Source organism: Pedobacter sp. Leaf250 (assembly GCF_920984735.1).
In the GTDB taxonomy this organism is placed as follows: domain Bacteria; phylum Bacteroidota; class Bacteroidia; order Sphingobacteriales; family Sphingobacteriaceae; genus Pedobacter.
This window is the reverse complement of record NZ_CAKLBU010000008.1, coordinates 78,295-103,225: the sequence shown is the minus strand read 5'-3', so window position 1 is coordinate 103,225 and position 24,931 is coordinate 78,295. Positions and strand designations below refer to the sequence as shown.

The following is a 24,931-nucleotide window of genomic DNA, read 5'->3' as shown; positions in this document are numbered from 1 at the left end:
AGGGTAAGTTGAAAAAAATTAGCAATATCTATTTTTACGATTGGAAATCAATTTTTCAGGTTTCTGGATTCATTCTAGCCTTTTTCTTGATACTATTTATTTGTTTCAATCTTTCTTTTGTAGGCATGCTTTGGCATAGCATTGACAAATCAGGTAAAACTACTGGCGAAATCACAGCAAGAAAAGAGTTCTCTGCCAATATCCAAAGTGGCGCACAAGGAAATAACACAGTGACTGATAAAATCGAATTTATTTATGTTTTTACCGTTAATGGAGTAACTTACAGTAATTCCTGTGTTTTAGGACATTCGATTATGAACTCAAGATCATTGTCAAGAATCAGGAACAGCCCGTTGCCAGTTAAAGTAGAGGTTAAATATAATGCATTAAGAAAGCGAGAAAATATACTTTGGCTAATCGACTGATAGCTACTTTCCTTCTTTAAAAGGCGTCCTCCAATTTTTTCGAAGTGCAATTGACTGCTCTTTGTCTGTAACATTATCATCGATTAACATACAATTAACTTTCGCTTTATTTAATAGCTGTTAAAATAACTTTAATTTGCTTTAAAATTATTTTATCAAACATGGATACCAGAAGAGAATTTCTCCGTAAATCTTTACTGCTTTCAGGCGCAACAGGTTTAGCATCTGCGGTACCTTCATCAATTCAAAAAGCTTTTGCAATCGATCCTGCACCAGGTAGTTCGTTTTTAGACGCAGAACATGTGGTAATTCTTATGCAGGAAAATCGATCCTTCGACCATGCTTTTGGTAGCTTACAGGGCGTTCGCGGTTTTAACGACCCGCGAGTGGTAACACTTCCCAATCAAAAACCAGCTTGGTTTCAAACGGATGCCACGGGAAACACTTATGCTCCATTTCGGTTAAATATTAAAGATACAAAGGTAACTTGGATGGGTTCATTGCCACATTCCAGAGCAAGCCAGGTTGATGCATACAACCAGGGAAAATATGATAAATGGTTAATTGCCAAAAAGCCTGGCAACAAAAATTATGCGCACATGCCACTAACGTTAGGTCATTATGTACGCGAAGATTTACCTTTTAACTATGCCTTGGCTGATGCTTTTACCATTTGCGATCAAAACTTTTGTTCAGGAATGACGAGCACTACGCCAAACAGATCTTTCTTCTGGACGGGCAAAATTACCCATGAGGAAAATGGTATTTTAAAGGCGAACATCAGAAATGATGATTTCGCTTATGGAAAACATGTTTGGAAAACTTTTCCTGAGTTATTGGAAGAAAATAAAATTGCCTGGAAGTTTTATCAAAATGAAACCAGTTGCGGTGGCGGTTTCAAAGGAGAAGAACGTGCCTGGCTTGCCAATTTTGGCTGCAACTTATTGGAATTTTTCAAGGCATATAATGTAAAGTTTAAAGATAGATTTGTAGAGAATTTACAAAAGCTGGTAGATACCTTACCAGCAGAAATTAATAAACTGCAAGAGGAAAGTCCTTCTAGCGATGCTGCAGCCAAAAAAATCCAAAGTGATTTAAAAAATAAAATAAAAGCTTTGGATGATGCTACTGCCGACCTCGAAAAATGGAATGAAACCAACTTCGCCAAATTAACGGATGAGCAGAAAAGCTTGTTTTACCGTGCTTTTGTAGTAAATAAAAACGATCCTGATTACCGGAGTATTTCTGCCATTAAATATGAAGATAACGGCAAAGAAAGAGAAGTAACCGTACCAAAAGGTGATGTTCTGCATCAATTCAGAACTGATGTAAATACTGGCAAGCTACCTACAGTTTCCTGGCTGGCTGGTCCACAGAATTTTTCCGATCACCCGAGTGCCCCTTGGTATGGTGCATGGTTGGTTTCTGAAGTGATGGACATTTTAACCAAAAATCCCGAAGTATGGAAGAAAACCATTTTCATTGTAACCTATGATGAAAATGATGGTTACTACGATCACGTGGTACCGTTTTCTATTCCCGATAATAATAAACCCGAAACTGGTAAAGTTTCTAAAGGTATTGATACCGAAGTGGAGCATGTGCGCCTGGTAAATGAACTTAAACAAGGTGTACCAGAGAAAGGTGCCAGAGAAGCGCCAATTGGTTTGGGTTTTAGGGTACCAATGCTGATTGCTTCGCCCTGGAGTAGAGGTGGGAAAGTGAATTCGCAGGTTTTTGATCACACTTCTACCCTTCAGTTTTTAGAAGAATTTGTAAACCGCAAATACAATAAAAACATTCGCTTGGATAACATCAGCGAATGGAGAAGAACAATTTGTGGCAACCTGACTTCTGCTTTTACACCATTTGATGCCGCTTCAGAAAAATTGCCGTTTTTACAACGTGATGCTTTTGTAGAAACCATTTTCAATGCAAAATTTAAAGAGGAGCCGAAAATTTCTAATGCTTTAACAGATCGTGATTTAAATAATATAACGTCGCAAACCAATTTTGCTAATGTGATGTCTCAGCAAGAGAAAGGAATCCGTAAAGCTTGCGCATTACCCTATCAATTGGAAAGTGAAGGTTCACTTCTGGCAGATAAACAGAGTTTTCAGATCAAAATGTCTGCTGGCACAAAACTGTTTGGCAAAAAATCTGCTGGTGCGCCATTTACCGTTTATGCTCCTGCTAAATTTAAAGATGATCAGCAGGAAGAAAGTTGCAGAAATTGGTCGTTCGCAGTGAAAGCTGATGACGAGTTGACTTATCAATGGCCATTAAATGCGTTTGAAGATGGGAAATACCACCTTCGGTTAAATGGACCGAATGGATTTTTTCGTGAATTCGAAGGCACATCAAGCGACCCATTATTAACCATTTCTGCTGTTCCCGAATTAAATCGAATTACAAAAGTGCCTACTGGAAATGTTAAGGTGCTAATAAAAAATAGTGGAGAAAATGCAATAGGATTTCAGCTGAATGATTTGGCCTATAAAAAAAGTGCAATTAAAAAATATGTCGCTGCAAAAGCAGAAGAAATAATTGTTTTGGATTTGAAATCAAGTTACGGCTGGTACGATTTTGAAATTACAACAAATCCGAATGGGTTATTTGCACAGCGATTTGCAGGAAGAATTGAAACTGGAAAGGAAACCTATACCGATCCACTGATGGGAAGGGTTTAGCCAATTCAAAGCACCTAGGTTTTTTCTAAACCTAAGCACTTTGGCATTCACGAATGAATTGCAGAAATATTATCTCATAAATCATTTACCTGTGATTATCATCCAAACGGTAAGAATTTTAGCGCACAGAGAATTAATTTTTTGCTAGGATATTTATTTTCTGCCTAATAAAAGAATTGTACCTTTGCGGCGTCACTAATAAGTTACGTAATGAGTAAAACCACTAGAAAGCAAGATGCGCTTGATTACCACTCGCAAGGCCGTCCGGGAAAGATACAAGTAGTACCTACAAAACCTACAAATTCGCAAAGAGATTTAACTCTAGCCTATTCTCCAGGCGTTGCAGAGCCATGTTTAAAAATTGCTGAAAACACAGAAGATGTTTATAAATATACTGCAAAAGGAAACCTTGTTGCAGTTATTAGTAACGGTACTGCCGTATTAGGTTTAGGCGATATTGGTCCTGAAGCTGGTAAACCGGTAATGGAAGGTAAAGGTTTATTATTTAAAATTTTTGCTGATATTGATGTATTTGATTTAGAGTTAGATACCAAAAATGTTGATGATTTCGTAAAAATCGTTAAAGCTTTAGAGCCAACTTTTGGTGGTGTAAACTTAGAAGACATTAAAGCGCCAGAATGTTTCGAAATTGAGCGTCGCTTGAAAGAGGAAATGAATATTCCGGTAATGCATGATGACCAACATGGTACAGCAATTATTTCGGCTGCTGCGTTGTTAAATGCTTGCGAAATCATTAAGAAAAAAATGGACAAGATTAAAATTGTGGTAAACGGTGCTGGCGCCGCTGCAATTTCTTGTACCAAACTATATGTTTCTTTAGGGGCTAAAAAAGAGAACATCGTTATGTGCGATCGTTCCGGCGTAATTCGTAAAGACCGCGAGGTTTTAGATGCAATTAAGGCTGAATTTGCTACGGATAGAAAAATCAACACTTTGGCCGAAGCCATGAAAGATTCTGATGTTTTCATCGGATTATCTTCTGCTGATTGTGTTACTGTCGAAATGTTAAACTCGATGGCCAAGAATCCAATCGTGTTTGCAATGGCAAATCCGAATCCGGAAATTGCATACGAATTGGCTATCAAAACACGTAAAGATATCATTATGGCTACTGGCCGTTCTGATTATCCTAACCAGGTGAACAATGTTTTAGGATTTCCATATATTTTTCGCGGTGCGCTTGATGTTCGTGCAACAAGTATTAACGAGCCAATGAAAATTGCGGCCGTTAAAGCCATTGCTGAATTGGCAAAAAAATCTGTACCTGAGGCTGTAAACTTAGCCTATAATGCCCGCAACCTTAAGTTTGGCAAGGAATACATCATTCCAAAACCTGTTGATTTTAGGTTGATTACGGAGGTTTCTACAGCGGTTGCAAAAGCAGCTATTGAAAGTGGTGTTGCCCGTAAAATTATTACAGACTGGGATGCTTACAACGAAGAGTTAAGAAAACGTTTAGGTTTAGATGATGCGATTATGCGTTCTATTACCACTAAAGCTAAAATGGATCCTAAACGTGTTGTTTTTGCTGAAGCAGATAACTATAAAATTTTAAAAGCAGCTCAAATTATTAAGGATGAAAACATTGCAATTCCTATTTTATTAGGAAATAAAGAGAAAATCCAATCGATTATTGATGAGCATGCACTGGAATTGGAAGGCGTAGAGATCATTGATCAGATGCAAAACCCTGAAAAAACCAAACAATACGCGGCTTCTTTATACAAAAAACGTCAGCGTAAGGGAATTTCATTAAATGATGCTACAAAATTATTGAGAGACCGTAATTATTATGGTGCATCGATGGTAGAATTTGGCGAAGCTGATGCGATGATTTCAGGTTTAACAAAAGACTACGGATCTACCATTAAACCAGCTTTACGTGTTATTGGTGTAGACCCAAGCGTTAAACGCGTTGCGGGTATGTACATGATGATGACCAAAAAAGGCCCGGTTTTCTTTGGCGATACTACCGTAAATGTAGATCCAACAGCAGAAGAATTGGTTGATATCACTTTATTATTGGATAAATCGGTAAAGCAGTTTAACATTAAACCACGTATTGCATTATTATCTTACTCAAACTTTGGCTCGAACGATGGTGTTACGCCAAACAAGGTTAGAGAAACTGCCCGTTTGTTGCATAAAAACCATCCAGAAGTAATTGTTGATGGAGAAATGCAAGGCAACTTTGCCATTAACAACGAATTGTTAAAAGAGAATTTTCCATTCAGTACACTTGCCAAAGAGCCTGCAAATACATTGGTTTTCCCAAATTTAGAATCAGGTAACATTGCCTACAAACTATTGCAGGAACTTGGTGGTGCCGAAGCTGTTGGTCCGATTTTATTAGGATTAAATAAACCTGTTCATATTGTTCAGTTAGGAAGTTCGGTAAGAGAGATCGTAAATATGGTTACTATTGCAGTAGTGGATGTTCAGGCAAAAGAAGAAATTGCAGATTCATCGAAACGAAAAGGTATATTTACAAAAACAAACAAAAAATAATCGATTTCAGGTTTGACTCACAAACCTGAAATCGCAAATCTAAAATCGTAATCAGGAAATGTACGCCTATATTGATGGTAAATTGACGTTCAAAAACCCAGCTTTTGTTGTGGTTGAAGCTGGAGGTGTAGGCTATCACATTAACATTTCTTTGAATACTTATAGCGCATTGGGAGATACAGAAAGGTGTAAATTATACACCTGGCTACACGTAAAAGAAGATGCACATACATTATACGGCTTCGCCGATGAGGGCGAACGCCGTTTATTTTTACACCTTATATCCGTATCCGGAATAGGGCCAAATACCGGCAGGATGATCTTATCATCCATTACTCCAACGGAAATTCAAACGGCGATTGTAAAGGCTGATTATCCTCTTATACAACGCATTAAAGGTTTAGGTGCTAAAACAGCGCAACGTTTGGTTTTAGAGTTACAAGACAAGCTAAAAAAAGAAGGTGCAGATTCATTAATTTCTATGCCTCAACACAATACAGTTAAAGATGAAGCGTTATCTGCATTGGTAATGCTCGGATTCGCCAAACAAACAGCCGAAAAAACTATTGATCAGATTTTAAAGGGAACAGAAGGGACGCTTTCGGTAGAGCAACTAATTAAACAAGCTTTAAAAAATTTATAGATATAACGGCCTTTGAAGAGAATTTCTACACTCCTATTTCTCATCCCACTTTTCTTATTTGCTACAAAAAACGCCTTCTCTCAAGCTGTTCCGAGCAAAGCTGATACCGCTACGCTTAAAAATAACTTTGGTCTTCGCGAAAAACAACTCCTTGGTTTAGGCTCATCAAGCAATCCTTTTTATCCACTACCAAATAATGTGAAAAGGGTGGTAGAATACGATGCCAAAAATAAACGTTATATCGTAAAGGAGTTAATTGGCGACAAATATGTTACGCAAACGCAGTATTTAACTATTGATGAATATTCCCGTTTAGTTAATAGCGAAATTAAACGAGGCAACTGGAGAAGCATTTCCAATGCAGAAGTTAGCGATTATCGAAATACAGGTATTATTCCTAAAATTCAAGTTAACAGCAAGGCTTTTGAGAAACTTTTTGGCGGTACTACTATTGATATTCAACCACGTGGAGAGGCCGAACTAACTTTTCTTGGGCGAATAAATAAAAACGAAAATCCGCTTTTTAATGAGCGCCAGCGTGTTCAAACCAATTTTGATTTTAATCAAAGGATTCAAATGGATTTGGTCGGCAACATTGGTACCAAGCTTAAAATAAGAAGTAATTACAATACCGAAGCTCAATTCGATTTCGAAAATCAAATTAAACTTGATTATACAGGCGGTGCTGATGATATCATTAAAAAAATAGAAGCGGGTAACGTAAGTTTACCTTTAAATACCTCGTTAATTACAGGTACGCAGGCACTTTTTGGTATCAAAACCCAATTGCAGTTTGGCAAGCTGAACGTTACAAGTGTTTACACCCAACAAAAATCCGAATCGCGTGAGTTACGGATTACCAATGGTGCGCAACAAAACGAATTTAGGGTAAGTGCCGATAGTTATGAGGCCAACAAACACTTTTTTTTAGCGCAATATTTCCGTAACAATTACAACAAGCATTTAGCCAATGCGCCAATTATTACATCGCCTTTTCAGATTACTAAAATAGAGGTTTGGATTACCAATAAAGCAGGTACAACAACCGATTCGAGAGATATTTTGGGTTTGTTGGATTTGGGTGAAAACCAACCTTATAACAATACTTTACTAACCGGTGGAACTTCGGCTTTGCCAGCCGGATCAACTGCAACGGGATTTGGACAGCAATCAAACAACTTAATTGCACAGTTAAATACCTTCCAAGGTGGAGCAGCACGATTAACAAATTCGAACGCGGTAATTTCCTTTTTTCAATCAACCGGTGTTACCGATAACTTTGCCAAGTTAACCTACGCTAGAAAATTAACCGAGCGTGAGTTTACTTTCCAGCCTCAGTTGGGTTATATTTCCTTAAATAATCCACTAAATGGCGATGAAGTTTTAGCGGTTGCTTATCGTTATACCTACAACGGAGTCGAATATCAGGTAGGTGAGTTTTCTACCGATGTAAGTTTTGATGCGGCAAATCCAAAGGTGCTTTACGCTAAAATGCTGAAGAATGATATCAACAAGATTAATTTGCCAACCTGGGATTTAATGATGAAAAACATCTATTCAATTGGTGGATATCAAATTAGTCCGGTAAACTTTAAATTGGATATTTTTAGGATTGATAACGAAACCGGTGTTGAAAAACCAATCATGACTGAAGGCCAGAATACAGCCAACAAACAGTGGATTGCGCTGACCGAATTTGATAGGCTTAATCAACAGAATGAGCGGAAACCCGATGGAATTTTCGATTTCGTGGCCGCCAATAATGCATTTGGCTCTTACTTTTCATCCAGCAGCCAAAACCTGAATAGCCCGTTTGGGTCCAATCTTTCGAACACGGGATTAGCGGCGTTAACCAATAATACCAATACTGGCTACATCACCATTGATCCGGCAAATGGAAGAATTATTTTCCCTTTAATAGAACCATTCGGTCAGGATTTAGCTTCGAAGTTTTTACCGAGCGAGCAAGCGTTAATTGATAAATACACATTTACAGCGCTTTACGATTCGACACAAACTATTGCCAAACAGCTTTTCCAAAACCAGAACAGATACATTTTAAAAGGAAATTATCAATCGGAAATTTCTTCGGAATTTAGCTTAAACGCGATAAATGTTCCAGAAGGATCGGTAAAGGTATTTGCCGGAACAATGCCTTTAACAGAAGGAGTAGATTTCACTGTCGACTATCAGGGCGGAAGAGTAAGTATCATTAATCAAGCTTTGCTTACTTCTGGCCAGCCAATTAGAATTACAACAGAAAATAACGAACTGTTTGGTCTTCAACAACGGTCGCTTTTTGGAACACGTTTAGATTATCGTGTAAATAATAAGCTTAATTTGGGTGGTACCATCATGAACTTGACCGAAAAGCCACTTACCCAAAAAGTTAATTTAGGCGAAGAACCAATTTCCAACACCATTTGGGGCGCTGATATCAATTATAGTTCACCATCAAGATTTCTAACCAAACTAGTAGATAAATTACCATTTCTTTCTACCAAAGCACCATCGAGTGTAAATTTTTACGGTGAATACGCACAATTAATTCCCGGACATCCAAGAGCATTAAACTTTGCTGGCACTAAAAACGGTGTAAGTTATCTGGATGATTTCGAGGCTTCGAGATCAATCATCGATTTAAAAAGCGCCATTTCGTGGCAACTTTCCGGTACGCCTCAAGATTTTCCCGAATCACAATTGGTTGATAATTTAGAATATGGCTACAACAGAGCGAGAATTGCATTTTACAATATCGACCCAACTTTTTACAATTCTGCAGCTTCTACAACGCCAACGAATATTCGTAATAACAGGAATGAGCTTTCTAACCACTATGTAAGAGAAGTAATTGAGCAAGAAGTTTTCCCATTTAAAGAAACTGCAACCGGACAGGCATTTAATATAACCACTTTAGATGTGGCTTACTATCCTACTGTTCGTGGTCCTTACAATTATGTAACAACAGGTTTCCAGCCCGATGGTCAATTTATTACCCCAAGAACTAAATGGGGAGGCTTTCAACGTAAAATCGAAACCAATGATTTTGAGGCTTTAAATGTGGGTTTTATTGAGTTTTGGGTACTCGATCCATTCATTTATAACAAATCGAATACAGCAGGTGGAGATCTTTACTTCAATCTTGGTAATATTTCAGAAGATATTTTAAAAGATGGCAGAAAATCTTTGGAAAATGGTTTGCCAGCCGGAGAAGATCCATCAAAATATGATGAAACAAATTGGGGAAGAGTGCCAAAACTGCAACCAGTAATTCAGGCTTTTGATAACGATCCGGATGCCCGTAGAGCACAGGATGTAGGTTTAGATGGTTTATCGGATGCAAATGAAAGAACAAAATTTGCTACGGCCATCAACCAAATTAAAGCACAGCTGAACGGAACTGCAGCCGCAGCCATTGATGCGGATCCATCATCAGATAATTATACTTATTTCAGAGGCCCACAATTAGATGCCATAAATGCTGGTATTTTAAAGCGATACGAGAAATACAATGGTCCAGAAGGAAACTCGAAAACTTCGCAACAATCACAAGCAGAGTTGGGGATCGAAAATTCTGCATCAACAGCTTTACCTGATGGTGAAGACATTAATCGCGACAACAACATGACGCAGAGCGATGAATATTTCCAGTACAAGGTTTCTATGCGTCAAAATGATTTAGTTGTAGGGCAGAACTTTGTTACGGATAAAGTTACGTCGCAGGTTAAATTGGCCAATGGAAATACGCAGGCTGCAACATGGTATCAGTTCCGTGTTCCTATTTCACAATATCAAAAGAAAGTAGGTAACATTCAGGATTTTAAATCTATTCGTTTTTTCAGATTGTTTATGACAAACTTTGCTGATACCACTATTTTGCGCTTTGCTAAATTGCAGTTAATTCGTGGCGAATGGAGAGAATACAACGTTAAGAATGAGGCCAATCAGGTAATTGTTGATCCATCTTTACCTGCGCTAACGCCAGATAATTCTACAGTTGAAGTATCAACAGTAAATATTGAGGAAAATGGAAAACGTTCTCCAATTCCTTATGTAACGCCTCCAGGCATTCTTCGCGAGCGTGACTACTCAAACTACAGAGGCGACACCCGGTTGAATGAGCAATCGCTTTCGGTAACGGTTAAAAACCTACGCGATGGTTACGGCAGATCAGCCTTTAAAACGGCTTACAGTGATTTTAGATCTTATAAACATTTAGAAATGTTTGTTCATGCCGAAGCGGTAAACAATCAAATATTAAATGATAGAGATGTAGCGGCTTTTTTAAGAATTGGAACAGATAACCAGGATAACTATTACGAGTATGTGATGCCGCTAAAGGTAACGCTGCCAGGAACAAGTGATCCTGATGCGATTTGGCCAGAAGCAAACCGCATGGATATCGATTTAACTTTGTTTCAGAATGCTAAGCTTGCCCGTAATGTTGCAAAGCAAAGTAGTGGGCAGCCTTGGCCAATTAATGTACCATTTACCTATACCGATGGCGACAGAACGGTTGTGGTAAAAGGCCAGCCAGATATGAGTAAAGTAAGGGTTTACATGTTGGGGATTAAAAATCCACTTCGCGGTTTATCCAATGCAGAGGCTGATGATGGCTTGGATAAGGATGCTTTGGTGTGGTTTAACGAATTACGTTTAACTGAGTTTGATGAACGCGGTGGATGGGCTGCTACAGCAAGATTGAATTTAAAATTGGCAGACTTTGCTGATGTTAACATATCTGGAAGTAAATCAACTATCGGTTTCGGAACAATTGATTCGAAAGTGAGCGAACGTAACCGGGCAGATAATGTGCTCTTGGATGTATCTTCTGCTGTAGAATTGGGTAAGTTTTTACCACAAAAATCGGGTGTTAAAATACCAATGTTTGTAAATTATTCGAAACAGGTTTCAACCCCGCAGTTTAATCCCCGCACTCCAGATATCGAATTGAAAAATGCATTGGATCAATCTACAAAAGCAGAAAAAGATTCAATATTAAATTTCTCTCAGGATTACACTGTTCGGAGAGGAATTAATTTTACCAATGTGCGCAAAGAGCGTACAAATAACGCCAAACCTGTTCGTTTATGGGATATTGAAAACTTCGCCGTTAGTTATGCATTCACGGAATACAATCACCGCGATTTCATTAATCAAAGCAGCATTCAAAATACCTATCGAGGATCATTGCAATATAGTTATGCCAAAGAAGCTAAAACGTATGCACCATTCGAAAAAATTATCAAATCGAATATGCTGGCACTTGTGCGTGATTTTAACTTCAGTATTTTCCCAAGCGCCATCAACTTTAGGATTGATGTAGATCGTTTATACTCAGAAAATACTTTGAGAAATAATGATCCAAATAACAGCATTCCAATTTATCAGAATGGATTTGGCACAACCTTTAACAAGAACTTTAGAATGAGCAGGATTTATGGCATTGCCTGGAACCTCACCCGCTCTTTACAGCTTGATTTTAACGCGACAAATTATTCGATTATTGATGAACCTGATGGTAGATTAGAAGGCTTAAAACGCGATACCGTTTGGCAAAATTTAAAACGCCTAGGCCGTACAACGGATTATAACCACAATTTAAATGTAACCTATAATCTTCCGATTGATAAAATCCCGGGCATGAATTGGGTTACCGTTAAAACCCGTTACGGAACCAATTTCAACTGGCAAACGGAACCATTATCGACTTTGTTAGATCCAAATATTAACCTGGGCAACACCATTCAAAATAGCAGAAACATACAGGTTAACCCAAGTTTGAATCTCGTTACTTTATACAACAAATTTGGTTTTATCAGAAATGCCAGCAACAATCAAGATGGTGCAAAAGTTAAAAATTTCTTCATCAACTTAATAACGAGTGTTAAAAATTTAAATGCCAATTACGTTCAAACAAAAGGGATATTTTTACCTGGCTATTTGCCAACTACGAGATACTTTGGTATTGATAATGCCACAGGTGCACCGGGTGTAGGTTTCGCATTTGGTAGTCAACGTGATATTCGTGATATGGCCTTAAACAACGGATGGTTAACTACTGATACTTTGCAAACGCAACTTTATGTAAATACTTTAAGAGAGGATTTACAATTCACTGGGCAAATTGAGCCATTTAAAGATTTACGAATTACCTTACGTGCTAACAAAGCGCAAACCCGAAATTTTTCTACCAACTTCAGGTACGAAGCCAGTGTAGGTTCATTTGAAAATTTAAGCGCTATTACCACTGGCGATTACAGTATTTCTTACATCGCTTTAGGAACCGCATTCAAGGAGAAAAATTCAAGCATTATCTCTACACTGTTCAATCAATTTATGGCCAACAGAATTATCGTTTCCAGAAGGTTGGGCGCACAAAACCCTAACTCTGGCGGACAAACAGCTGGTTTTGCAGATGGTTACAGCAAAGAAAGTCAGGATGTAATTATTTCGGCTTTTATGGCGGCGTATGCAGGTAAAGATCCAGGTAAAATGAAGCTAAATGCATTCCCTCGTATTCCTTTACCAAACTGGAGTTTAACCTACAATGGCTTAACAAGAATTCCTTTCATTGCCGATAAATTTTCTTCGGTCGATATTCGCCATGGTTATCGCTCAGCCTATAACATTAATGGATTTAATTCATTGTTGAGGTATCAGGAAACTAATGGTTTTTCTGTTAACAGAGATGCAAATAATAATTTCTTACCAGAATACCAATTTGCTCAAGTTACCATTTCAGAATATTTCTCTCCTTTGGTTGGTGTAGATACCAAGTTTAAAAATAACCTAACTGCTACTTTTGAGCTAAACCGATCGAGATTATTAGGACTAAGCTTGGCAAATAGTCAATTGGCTCAACTATCAGAGAACAATATGGTTTTAGGTCTGGGTTACAGAACCAACAAATTCCGTTTCCCATTCGGTTGGTTTAAAAGTTTAAAAATGGATAACAACATGGACTTTAAACTGGATGTTGCCATTCGTGATAATAAAACGGTAATTTACCGTGCTGATGTTACCGAAGCTGAAATATCATCCGGAGCAAAAAACATCACACTCAGACCAAGTGTTGATTATGTTTTAAATCAGAAATTCAACATCAAATTATTTTACGATTCCAATATTACAAAGCCTTATACTTCGCAAACGTTTAATACGGCATTTAGCAATTTCGGGTTTAGTTTAAGATTTACGCTAAACTAAAACATGATTTTACCCGATATTACTAAACACAAAAATGCTCTTTTGTTATAATTTGAGTTTAAATCTCAAATCTAGAATTCATAAAGTTTAGATTTTGTAGTTGTAAAAAGGCTAGGTCAAAACATTTTGGCTACATTCTTGTTCATTTCATTCACTATGGAAAGCAATAATGTGGCCATCCCAAAACTGATGGGAATTGATGATCAGGAGATTAAGACGATTGAACTGATAGCAGAAGGTCTTACTTATAGTCAGATAAGCCAAAGATTAAACCTTAATGAAAACAAAATTGAAGCGATAAGAAAAACCTTATTCGCTAAAACCAAAACAAAAAATAGTGCATCTTTGGTATCATTTGCTTATAAATACGGCTTACTTAAGGTATAATAAAAGCCTTCCAAAATTGGAAGGCTTTTAAATATTTGGTTAGAAAAAAACGCTTTGCTATTTAACAAGCAAAGCGTTTACTATTTAATCTATCGTCCCGAATAAATTAACAATGCAAAATTAGGTCGTTTCTAGCATTCATAAAATAGCCATTTAGGGTCAGTAAAAACTTTAAATAATTATTTTGACAAGCCAAAATTATATCTGAATCCCGCTACTAAGCTTGTATTATTATTTGCATTTGATCCTCGGGTATAAAATTCGATGTTATCTCCCTTTTAGTATAATAGCTTGAAAGTATTTTAAGTAATTAGATAAAATGCGATGAATATCCAAAACTTATTTAGCAGTCTTTGCTAATGGCTAAACTAAATTGTATTTTTGAGGCCTTGGCATGCTTGAACTGTTGGCAATTAAATTAATGTTTGCAAAAAAGCACTGCTATACCAAAAACGAAACTAACACAAGGCATTCATAGTAAACAAGTTAAATCATAATGAATTTTCCATCAGAATTAAAATACACAAAAGACCACGAATGGGTTAAGGTTGAAGGTAATGAAGCTTTTATCGGTATTACTGATTTTGCACAACGCGAATTGGGCGATATCGTTTACGTAGATATCAACAGCGTAGGCTCTGAAGTGGCTAAAGAAGAAGTTTTTGGCACTGTTGAAGCGGTTAAAACAGTTTCAGATTTATATATGCCAGTAACTGGAACCGTTTTAGAAATCAATGCTGAATTAAATGATAACCCAGAATTGGTAAATTCAGATCCTTATGGTAAAGGTTGGATGGTTAAAGTTTCATTATCAGAATTAGCTGAAGTTGAAGAATTACTAACCGCAGAAGCTTACCAGGCTTTAGTTGGCGCTTAATTTTACCATATTTTGTACGAAGCACTAAAACGACAAAAATGGGCCATATTCTGGACAATTGTTGTCTTGGTGCTTTGTAATATTAAAATGCCAGATTCTGATGGAGATGGTTTTTTCTTTAAAGGCTTTGATAAAATGGCCCACTTGGGCTTTTTCTTTGTCCTTTCTGTATTATTATTTTATGGCAAAATAAAATATCAAAATAATTACGGCTTTAGAACGTTAACCATTTTTAAAATCATCCTGATTAATGCCATTATTGGTGGTACAATCGAAATATTACAGTGGAAAGTTTTTACTTACCGTTCGGCAGAATGGTGGGATTTTGGCTGCGATATGTTAGGTGCTTTTATGGCTGTATTTAGTTACATACTACTTCACAAATTAAACCTCGATGAAAAAAATACTTAGTTTACTGATTGTTGGCGCATGTTTAAGCTTAAGTAGCTGCGGTATTTTTAAAAAAGGCTGTAATTGCCCAAAGGTTTATTATAAAAGTTATCCATCAACTAATAAATAGATTAATTTTAACGCTCAATCTTCCCAATACGGCTTCATCCTAAATGCTGTATTTAAAATGTTACCTTTCATTTAACACATCTTAACCAAACCTTTTAAACTTCGCTTAGTCTGATAGCTTAGTTTTGTATTAATATCTAATTTTTTCTAATGAAGAAGAACGTTCAAAGAGCAGTTTTCATTGTTCTTATTTTTTGCGGTTATTTCGCTCAAGCTCAAAATACCGGATCGATTACTGGAAAGGTGATCAGTGCTAAAGATAAAAAACCTGTTGATTATGCAACCATAGCTGTAAGAAGTTTAAAAGATTCTGCAGTGGTAGCTTCGGGCCAAAGTGACCCCGATGGAACATTTAGCTTTAAGGCCATTGCTCCTGGAAAATATAGAATATATGCTGCCTTTCTAGGTTTGAAAACAACAACAAAAGATATTGAAGTGGCCAAAGCCGCAGTGAATGCCGGAGAAATTGCCATGAGTGATGATGGTCTCGACCTGAAAGATGTAAACGTAACGGCAAGTATTCCTGTTGTTGTTAAAACAGATACATTAGAATTTGATGCAAAATCAATTAAAGTGCGTGAAAATGCGGTTGTAGAAGATGTTTTAAAGAAACTTCCTGGTGTAGAAGTGGCAAAAGATGGAAGTATAAAAGCACAAGGCGAAACCGTTACCAAAGTTAAGGTAGATGGAAAAGAATTCTTTGGAAGCGATCCTCTTTTGGCTACAAAAAATCTTCCAGCCGATATGGTTGATAAAATTCAGGTAATTGATGAAATGTCGGAGCAATCACAATTTTCTGGAGTTGATGATGGTACACGTAGCAAGATATTAAACATCACAACGAAAGCTGGTATGAAGAAAGGTTATTTCGGGAATAGCACTGTTGGTTATGGTACTGATGATAGATATGATGCCAGTATTAACGTAAACAAATTTGATAACGATCAGCAATTTAGCGTAATCGGGCAGTTTAACAACGTAAATAAACAAAGTTTTGGCCAGGGTAATGGCGTTGGAAATGGATTTGGTGGCGGTGGCCGTGGTAACTTTGGTGGTGGCGGAAGTGGCGCAGGTAGCGGTGGTATTACCAATACAAATGCTGGCGGTTTAAACTTTGCCGATACTTACAAAGATGGAACTCAAATCCAAGGAAGTTACTTTTTTAACCGATCGGATGTTTCTAATCAGCAAACCAGTTTTACACAAAACTTATTGGGAAATTCGATTACCACCGTGAACAACACTGCAGATAACAACACAGATCGAATTAACCACAGGTTAAATTTTATGATTGATACCAAGCTGGATTCATCTACAACCATAAAAATTCAACCAAATGTTTCATTTACAGAATCGGATGCAACAAATTTAAGCACTTACAATAGAAACCTAATCGCTACATCAACTATTGGAGATCAGCGGTATATCAGTAATTCTTCTACACCTAACATTACCAACAACTTATTGGTTCGCAAAAAATTTAAGAGACGTGGCAGAACGATTTCATTAAATGTAAATACCAGCATTAATAATAACGATGCAGATACATACAATTACATTTCTGAAAGCAATACAGTAAACAATGTAACTACACCTTCACTAATAGATCAATTGAATAAAGTTAATAGCAATTCGATTAACAATACATCTAGGGTAGTTTATACTGAACCACTTTCTAAAACAACAAGTTTAGAGTTAAATTATCAGAATGGATATTCCCATGATAATCAGGGCAGACAGGTTTTAGATTTTAATTCTGCAAGTGGGCAATATGATTTAGTAAATTTAGATTATACCAACATTTACGAAAATCAAACTTTAACAAATGCTGCTGGTGTGAGTTACACTACAAATGAAAAAAAATACAATTGGAATATCGGTATTGCCGCACAACAAACCAACCGTGTAAATACAAACGTTACCACGGGTATGGTGAGAACACAAAACTTTATCAATTTAACACCTTCGGCTAATTTCAGGTATAACTTTAGTAACGCAAGAAGATTAAATATTCGATACAGAGGTAATACTCAACAGCCAAGCATTAATCAAATTCAACCTATACCTGATAATACCAATACCCAAAGTGTATTTGTAGGTAATCCTGGATTGAAACCGGCGTTCAATAATAATTTAACTATTAACTATAACAACTTCGATTTTGCTAAAAGCAGAATGTTTTTCGCTTTCATAAATTTAAGCCAAACTTTTAATGCAATCGGAAACAGCAGTCAATTGGTTACTGATCAAAATGATGTAGATTTTGGTAAAATTAGAACAACGTATGTTAATGTTGATGGAGTATATTCAGGTACTGGAAGCATAAACGTTGGCTTACCACTTCTTCCTGAAAGAAAGCTAAACTTAAATGCTTCACTTAATGCTAATTACAACAGAAACGTAAACTTTACAACAGCCAATAACAACCCTGCTGATTTGCTTAGAAACGTAACCAATACTTACGCTTTAACAAATCGTTATAGTTTGGTAACCAACTTTGATAAGTTCGATTTAACAGGTGGTATTTCCGGAACGTACAACAGGGCTACCTATTCTGCTAATCCGGCTCAAACCACCAATTTTTATACGCTAAACCCAAGTTTCGATATCAGCTACGTGTTTCCTGGAAATATCCGTTTGGCTATTGATTTGGATTACATTAAAAATACAGGCCGTGGAGAAGATTATAATACCGAATTTACTTTGGTAAACTCATACATCAGCCGCCAGTTCTTTAAAAATAGAGGAACATTTAAAGTTGCGGTAAATGATGCTTTCAATCAAAATCAAGGTATTAGCAGAACAGCAACTAATAATACCATTACCGATTTAAATTACAATGTGCTAAAAAGATATTTCATGTTCTCGTTTACTTACTCATTAACCCGCATTGGCGGCAGAAATATGAGTGGCGATATGCAAATGCCAAACCAAGGTGGCGGCGGCGGCATGAGGATGAGAATGTAATCCTTTATTTACAGCGTTTAAAGTCCCGGTTCTCATCGGGACTTTTTTATTTTCAGGATTTATAACTGTTAAAACGACAGTTACGTATTTCAATTGTTACTTAAGCGAAATAAACCTTTAATGTGGTTGGTAGTCTTTATTTTAGAATCAGAAAACTAGCCGAATGAAACAACTCTTTACCCTAATTTTAATATTATCGTTTTACATTACTTACGCTCAAAATAATGGATCGATAAGTGGAAGAGTGCTTCAATCTAAAGACAAAAAACCTATTGATTATGCTTCAATAGCGATTAAGAACCTATCTGATTCGAGTATGGTTGGTGCGGTGAGCACTACAGAAGATGGGAAATTTATCCTCAAAGGCTTAAAGCCTGGCGCTTACAGACTTTATGCTGCTTTCTTAGGATTAAAAAATACAACAAAGGATTTTACCATCACTGCTGAAAAATTACAAGTTGATATTGGGGATATCATTTTAGAAGGTGGTGCGATAGATCTTCAAACGGTTGAGATTAAGGCTGAAGTTCCACCTATCGTGGTTAAAAAAGATACTTTGGAATTTAATGCCAGTTCTTTTAAGGTGGTGGAGAATGCTGTGGTAGAAGATTTATTAAAAAAACTCCCAGGTGTTGAAGTTGATAAAGCAGGAACCGTAAAAGCCCAGGGCGAAACCATTACCAAAGTGAGGGTAGATGGGAAAGAATTTTTTGGCAATGATCCATTATTGGCAACCAAAAATTTGCCTGCAGATATGATTGATAAAATCCAAATCATTGATGAACTTTCTGATCAAGCACAGTTTACTGGCATTGATGACGGAACGAGAACCAAGATTATCAACATAACCACCCGCAAAGACAAAAAGAATGGTTATTTCGGCAATACCACGGCTGGTTATGGCTCTAACGATCGCTATGATATTAATGCCAACATCAATCATTTTAATCAAGATAGAAAGCTAAGTGTTATAGCTCAATTTAATAATGTTAACAAGCAAAATTTTGGTGGAGGTTTGGGTGGCGGAAATGGTGGAGGCAATGGTGGCCGTGGTGGAATAACTGATACTAAAGCCGCCGGGTTTAATTATAATGACACATATTCTGATCAAACCGAATTCAGTGTTAATTATTTCGTTAACAAATCTGAAAATTTAATACTGAGAAACAGTGTTACTCAAAATTTCTTAGGTGATGTAACCACCATTTTCAATAACAATCAAACCAATAATTCGCAGCGTTTAAATCACCGTTTAGGTTTTATGGTAGATACCAAAATTGATTCTTTAACTTCATTACGAATTCAGCCTAATTTAAGCTATACCAATAACGAAGGTTTAAATTTTAGTGAATATACACGAGACTATAATACTTACCGCATTAACGGTTCGCAAGCATTAAGTAATCACGGAACATCTCCTTCCATCAGCAATAATATCTTACTCCGGAAAAAATTTATGCGCCGTGGGCGAACATTATCATTGAATTTAAACACCAATATCAATAATAACGACGCTAATAATTATAACAATAATCCCGAAACCAGGATTGAAGGAAATACAATAACTCAAAAGCTTACCAATCAGTTAAACGATCAAGAGAGTGAATCCATAAATCAAAATACACGTTTGGTTTACACCGAACCTTTAAGCAATAGCCTAAGTTTTGAACTCAATTATCAAAACGGATATAACCACAACACTTCTGATCGTTTTACTTATAATTTTAACCCTGCAACGTTACAATATGATTTACTCGATCAAACTTTTAGCAATTCATACGAGAATACCATTTTAACCAACACGGCAGGTTTCAGCATCAATAAATCGGCTAAAAAATACAATTGGAACGCTGGTATGGCGGTTCAAAATACCGATAGAACCAATAACAATATTACCCGAGGCTTTATATTGAAACAAAATGTGTTTAATTATACGCCATCGGCCATGTTCAGGTATAATTTTAGCAACAGCAAGCGATTGGTTTTCAATTATCGTGGTAGAACCAATCAACCTACCATTCAACAATTACAACCCATTCCAAACAACACCAATACTCAAAATATACCAATTGGTAATCCCGATTTAAAGCCAGAATTTGATAACACCTTAAGAATTGCTTACAATACCTTTACAGTTGGTAAAAATAGGTCGCTCTTTGTAAATATCAATCTAACCCAAACCTCAAATAAAATTGCCAATAGCAGCAGTTTAATCCAGAGCGGGCCCGACCAGGGAAAGCTGGCCATTACTCCTATCAACGTGAATGGTGTCTATGCCGGCAGCGTATCGTCATCATTGAGTTTGCCAATTATGAGTGAAAATAAGCTTAACTTCCACATTAATGTTTCCGGAAATTACGATCGCGATGTAAATTTCACCAATACACTAAAAAATATTACAAACAGTTGGTCCATCACCAATGGCTACCGTTTGGTTTCCAATTTAGATAAACTCGATCTAACAGCTGGTGTTAATGGTTCAATAAACCGTGCTACCTATTCTGTACAACCCAATTCAAATACTCGCTTTTATACTTTCAGTCCTAATATTAGTATTAGTTATCTTTTCCCTGGGGATATTCGGTGGTCTGTAGATGCCGATTACAATCAAAATACGGGTCGTGGCGAAGCTTTTGATACCCACTTTACGCTTGTAAATTCATACATCAGCAAGTTATTTTTTAAAAACCGGGGAACTTTTAAAGCTGTAGTTAACGATTTGCTCAACGAGAATCAGGGCATTAGCAGAACGGCCAATAACAACACCATTCAAGATGTAAGCTTCAATGTTCTTCAGCGATACTTTATGTTTTCGTTTACTTATTCACTTAATAGAATGGGTGGCAAGAACCGAATAAGAGGAAATGAAGGTGGTGAAGGCAGACGCGGGAATGGCGGCGGAGGTTTTGGCGGAGGAAGGCAGCGTAATTAAATCATCAATTAGTAAAACAAGTTTTTTAACATCAATGTTAGGCAACGTTATTTGGAATAAATCTAAAGAAAGGGTAACTTGCGCCTGAATTTAATACATGAAACCATCGTGTTTTAATATAATAACAGATGAAACTTTCCAATTTAAAAGTAGGCGAAAAAGGCACAATTATTTCTTTTACAGATTTGGATTTGTCTGTAAAACTAATGGAAATGGGCTGTTTGCCCGGCGAAGTTGTTGAAGTAGAACGTTTCGCTCCATTGGGCGACCCGATGGCTATTCGTGTTGCTGGTTATCAGTTATGCTTGCGTAAAAGTGAAGCTGATGTTATTATCATTCAATAAATAGGCAGGTTTGGATATTAAAGTTGCATTAGTTGGAAATCCCAATACAGGTAAATCTACACTCTTTAACCGTTTAACAGGGTTAAATCAAAAAATTGGAAATTTCCCGGGAATAACTGTTGATAAGAAAACAGGTTACATGAAAATGCTTGATGGCAAGCAAGCAGAAATAATCGATTTACCGGGAACCTATAGTTTATATCCAAAAAGCAGCGATGAGAGTATTGTTTTCCAGGTATTGGCCGATCAAAAAAACAGCAGCCATCCTGATGTTATTGTATTAATTGCCGATGCCTCAAACCTCAAACGCAACATGCTGCTTTATTCGCAAGTTGCAGATTTGGGTATTCCAATGATATTGGCCTTGAATATGATCGATCTTGCCGAACAACAAGGCATCGATGTTAATTTAAATAAGCTTTCAGAAAAACTAGGCATTCAAGTCGTTTCCATTTCTGCCAGAAACAACATTGGTATCGATCGTTTAAAACAAGCAATAGCCAATACCACTAAAATTGCTACACAATTTCAAGATGTTGATGTAAACAGTTTAGCGCCAGCTGCAATTAATGCCATCAAATCAAAATTAAACTCTGATAATGATTATTATGCTTTGCAGGTGTTGCATCAGCATGAATATTTAACTTTTTTCAGCCCGAAAGAACAAGAGGAAATTGAGCAGATTGAACAATCACATAACTTCCAATCTTCAAAAGTTCAGGCCGCAGAAACCGTAGCCCGTTACCAGCATTTAGGCAAAATATTGGCTGATGTGGTAACGGATAGTGGAAAAGCACAAAAATTTTCCTTTAGCGATAAATTAGATGCCATCTTAACTCACAAAGTTTGGGGCTTTGCCATCTTTATATTAATACTCTTCGTAATTTTCAATGCCATTTTCGCATGGTCATCTTACCCAATGGATTGGATTGAAAGTGGTTTTGGTTTTATAACAGAGTTTGGCCACGAGCATCTCCCGGCAGGAATGCTTACCGATTTAGTGTTGGATGGCGTTATAGCTGGTTTGGGTGGAATTTTCGTATTTATCCCTCAAATCGCGATTTTATTTGCTTTTATATCCATTCTGGAAGATACGGGTTACATGGCTCGGGTAACCTTCATGATGGATAAAATTATGAGTAAGGTAGGCCTAAATGGTAAATCTGTCGTACCAATGATCGGCGGACTCGCTTGCGCCGTTCCATCCATCATGGCAGCCAGGAATATCGAAAACTGGAAGGATAGAATGATTACCATCATGGTTACACCTTTGGTAAGTTGTTCGGCCAGACTGCCAGTTTATATTTTGATTATTTCTTTAATCGTTCCATCGCAAACCGTATTTGGCATTTTTAATATGCAGGGTTTAGCATTAATGATTATGTATTTAGTTGGGATTATTGCTGCGGTTTTGGTGGCTTGGGTTATGAAAATCATCATCAAAACCAAAGAGCGTTCTTATTTCATCATGGAGCTGCCCATTTACCGTATGCCACGATGGAAAAATGTTTTCTACACGATGTATGAAAAATCAAAGACCTTCATTATAGAAGCCGGAAAGGTCATCATTGCCATTTCTATTATTCTTTGGGTTATGGCAACTTTCGGCCCTGGCGATCGCTTTGAAAAGATCGATAAAAAATACGCATCGGCCCTTGCAGATACAACTAAGAATACCACTCACACCGAAACACTTATCGCTACAGAAAAGCTTGAAAATTCTTACGTAGGCATTCTGGGTCATTGGATTGAGCCAGCCATTCGTCCGCTTGGTTACGATTGGAAAATCGGAATTGGGTTAATTACTTCCTTCGCGGCTCGCGAGGCTTTTGTAGGTACCATGGCTACCATTTACAGTGTTGATGGAGGCGATGAAGATACCTCAACCATTCGCGAGCGCATGGCTGCATCAAAAAACAGCCGCACCAATTTGCCTGTTTACACCTTTGCCACTGGCATTTCACTGATGTTGTTTTATGCCTTTGCCATGCAGTGTATGAGTACTGTTGCTATCGTTTACCGCGAAACCAAAGGTTGGAAATGGCCGATTATTCAGCTGGCTTACATGACAGCTATGGCATATTTCGCTGCCCTGATTGCTTATCAATTACTAAAATAATTTTATGCAGAGCAGGTTTCTTCATTTTTATTAATGTATGCTCCCGCTTTCCGTTTTACTACGCTCACAGCAGAAAAAGCTGTGGCTTCGTGTTCACTGCAATCGGGTCTAAAAAGAAACTGTTGTGCAAGTATTAAAACGTTGAAAAGCCTAAACTTTATACTTCCCACTTTGTGCTTTCAACTTTATACTTTCCACTTCCCCACTCTTACCCCAGCTCAATCTGTCTTTTAATACTTTCCTCAAGCGAGATTAAAGTTTCTGTACGCTGTATTCCATTTACTGCTTGAATTTCTTCGTTTAATACATGGCGCAAATGATTTGTATCCCTACATATAATTTTAGCGAACATACTGTAAGATCCTGTAGTATAATGCAATTCTACCACTTCTTTAATTTTGCTTAGTTGAGCAACAGCATCCTTATATTGTATACCCTTTTCAAGGTATATTCCTAAGAAAGCACAAATATCATAGCCAGCTTTTTGTGGATCAATAATTAAATGGGAGCCTTTAATAATACCCATTTCTTGCAGTTTCTTCATTCTAACGTGAATAGTCCCTCCAGATACAATCAAATCTTTTGCAATCTCTGTATAAGGTTTAGTAGCATCCTGCATCAACTGCTTTAATATGTCGATGTCGAGGTTGTCAATTTCTAAATTGGAATTGTCTTTTTTAAGCATATTTTTGAATTATGATAAGCGAATTTACGAATATTTATCAATATTATAAAAATAAAATTAAATGTTTAAAATATTTGCAAGGTATTGATACTTCTTTTACATTTGTATCAAGCAATCAACAAAAAGGAACGTTCTTTAACTATTGCTAAACATAATGTAGGGTGGTGAAACAGGCAGACACACCTCCTTGTCTCGGTGGCGGAGAAATTGGGAAAACCAGCAATGGCTAACCACTCCTTGAAGGTTCGATTCCTTCCCCTACAGCACTAAAGTTATAAATGTTTTAAGTTGTACGTTATAAGTTCGACTTACCACTTAAAGCCTATCACTTATAACTTAGTATAAAATGTTGGGTGGTGAAATTGGCAGACACGCCTCCTTGTCTCGGTGGTGGGGAATAATGGGACAAACGCAGTTTATTGGGTTGACCACAATTAATTTTTTGAACTGTAGCTAACTACCCCTTGAAGGTTCGACTCCTTCCCCAACAGCATTTTTTATGAATAATAAGTTAGTTAATTGAGCAATCCCGGATGGGTTGCTCTTTTTCTTTTATTACCTATCATCCCTATTCTGTATCACATCAAATCTTATCTGGCTTTAAT

The 24,931-nt window shown here is 37.0% G+C and carries 13 protein-coding genes and 2 tRNA genes; 14 read left to right on the top strand and 1 reads right to left on the bottom strand.

All coding sequences use genetic code 11. From position 1 onward, the window contains the following. Positions 1–8: 8 nt before the first annotated feature. From LUA91_RS08915 to feoB, 12 genes are all read left to right on the top strand, one after another. Entirely contained in the window at positions 9–425 is a 417-nt protein-coding gene (locus tag LUA91_RS08915) for a hypothetical protein (protein ID WP_231425700.1), read from the top strand. 161 nt (positions 426–586) lie between these two features. Beyond that, positions 587–3,115, top strand: a complete 2,529-nt coding sequence (locus LUA91_RS08910; RefSeq protein WP_231425699.1) for a phosphocholine-specific phospholipase C — start codon at positions 587–589, stop codon at positions 3,113–3,115. A 210-nt stretch (positions 3,116–3,325) separates the two neighbouring features. Beyond that, positions 3,326–5,644, top strand: a complete 2,319-nt coding sequence (locus tag LUA91_RS08905) for an NADP-dependent malic enzyme (RefSeq protein WP_231425698.1) — start codon at positions 3,326–3,328, stop codon at positions 5,642–5,644. Positions 5,645–5,702: 58 nt separating this feature from the next. Continuing rightward, complete coding sequence (ruvA, locus tag LUA91_RS08900; protein ID WP_231425697.1) at positions 5,703–6,287, top strand: Holliday junction branch migration protein RuvA; 585 nt, start codon at positions 5,703–5,705, stop codon at positions 6,285–6,287. A gap of 12 nt (positions 6,288–6,299) precedes the next feature. Beyond that, the gene (gene sprA, locus LUA91_RS08895; protein ID WP_231425696.1) at positions 6,300–13,496 is read left to right on the top strand and encodes a cell surface protein SprA; all 7,197 of its coding nucleotides are present in this window, start codon (positions 6,300–6,302) and stop codon (positions 13,494–13,496) included. 156 nt (positions 13,497–13,652) lie between these two features. Next, positions 13,653–13,883: a LuxR C-terminal-related transcriptional regulator gene (locus tag LUA91_RS08890; protein WP_231425695.1), complete on the top strand. Its 231-nt coding sequence runs from the start codon at positions 13,653–13,655 to the stop codon at positions 13,881–13,883. A 496-nt stretch (positions 13,884–14,379) separates the two neighbouring features. Then, entirely contained in the window at positions 14,380–14,760 is a 381-nt protein-coding gene (gcvH, locus tag LUA91_RS08885; RefSeq protein ID WP_231425694.1) for a glycine cleavage system protein GcvH, read from the top strand. 12 nt (positions 14,761–14,772) lie between these two features. Continuing rightward, positions 14,773–15,171 (top strand): VanZ family protein, encoded by a 399-nt coding sequence (locus tag LUA91_RS08880; RefSeq protein WP_231425693.1) that lies wholly within the window; start codon positions 14,773–14,775, stop codon positions 15,169–15,171. A gap of 258 nt (positions 15,172–15,429) precedes the next feature. Further along, positions 15,430–18,246: an outer membrane beta-barrel protein gene (locus LUA91_RS08875; protein WP_231425692.1), complete on the top strand. Its 2,817-nt coding sequence runs from the start codon at positions 15,430–15,432 to the stop codon at positions 18,244–18,246. Positions 18,247–18,409: 163 nt separating this feature from the next. After that, positions 18,410–21,178 (top strand): outer membrane beta-barrel family protein, encoded by a 2,769-nt coding sequence (locus tag LUA91_RS08870; RefSeq protein ID WP_231425691.1) that lies wholly within the window; start codon positions 18,410–18,412, stop codon positions 21,176–21,178. A gap of 128 nt (positions 21,179–21,306) precedes the next feature. Beyond that, a complete protein-coding gene (locus tag LUA91_RS08865; protein WP_010600239.1) occupies positions 21,307–21,522 on the top strand; it encodes a FeoA family protein in 216 nt (71 codons plus the stop codon). 10 nt (positions 21,523–21,532) lie between these two features. Further along, positions 21,533–23,641 (top strand): ferrous iron transport protein B, encoded by a 2,109-nt coding sequence (gene feoB, locus LUA91_RS08860; RefSeq protein ID WP_231425690.1) that lies wholly within the window; start codon positions 21,533–21,535, stop codon positions 23,639–23,641. 208 nt (positions 23,642–23,849) lie between these two features. On the opposite strand, the gene LUA91_RS08855 is transcribed toward feoB, so the two are convergent. Then, positions 23,850–24,326 carry an Lrp/AsnC ligand binding domain-containing protein gene (locus tag LUA91_RS08855; RefSeq protein ID WP_056848148.1) on the bottom strand — a complete coding sequence of 159 codons (477 nt, stop codon included), beginning with the start codon at positions 24,324–24,326 and terminating at the stop codon, positions 23,850–23,852. Positions 24,327–24,481: 155 nt separating this feature from the next. Here LUA91_RS08855 and LUA91_RS08850 point away from each other — a divergent pair. Both LUA91_RS08850 and LUA91_RS08845 read left to right on the top strand, forming a co-directional pair. Then, a tRNA-Asp gene (locus tag LUA91_RS08850) sits at positions 24,482–24,590 on the top strand. Positions 24,591–24,673: 83 nt separating this feature from the next. Next, positions 24,674–24,817: transfer RNA gene (locus tag LUA91_RS08845), tRNA-Asp, on the top strand. Positions 24,818–24,931: the final 114 nt, after the last annotated feature.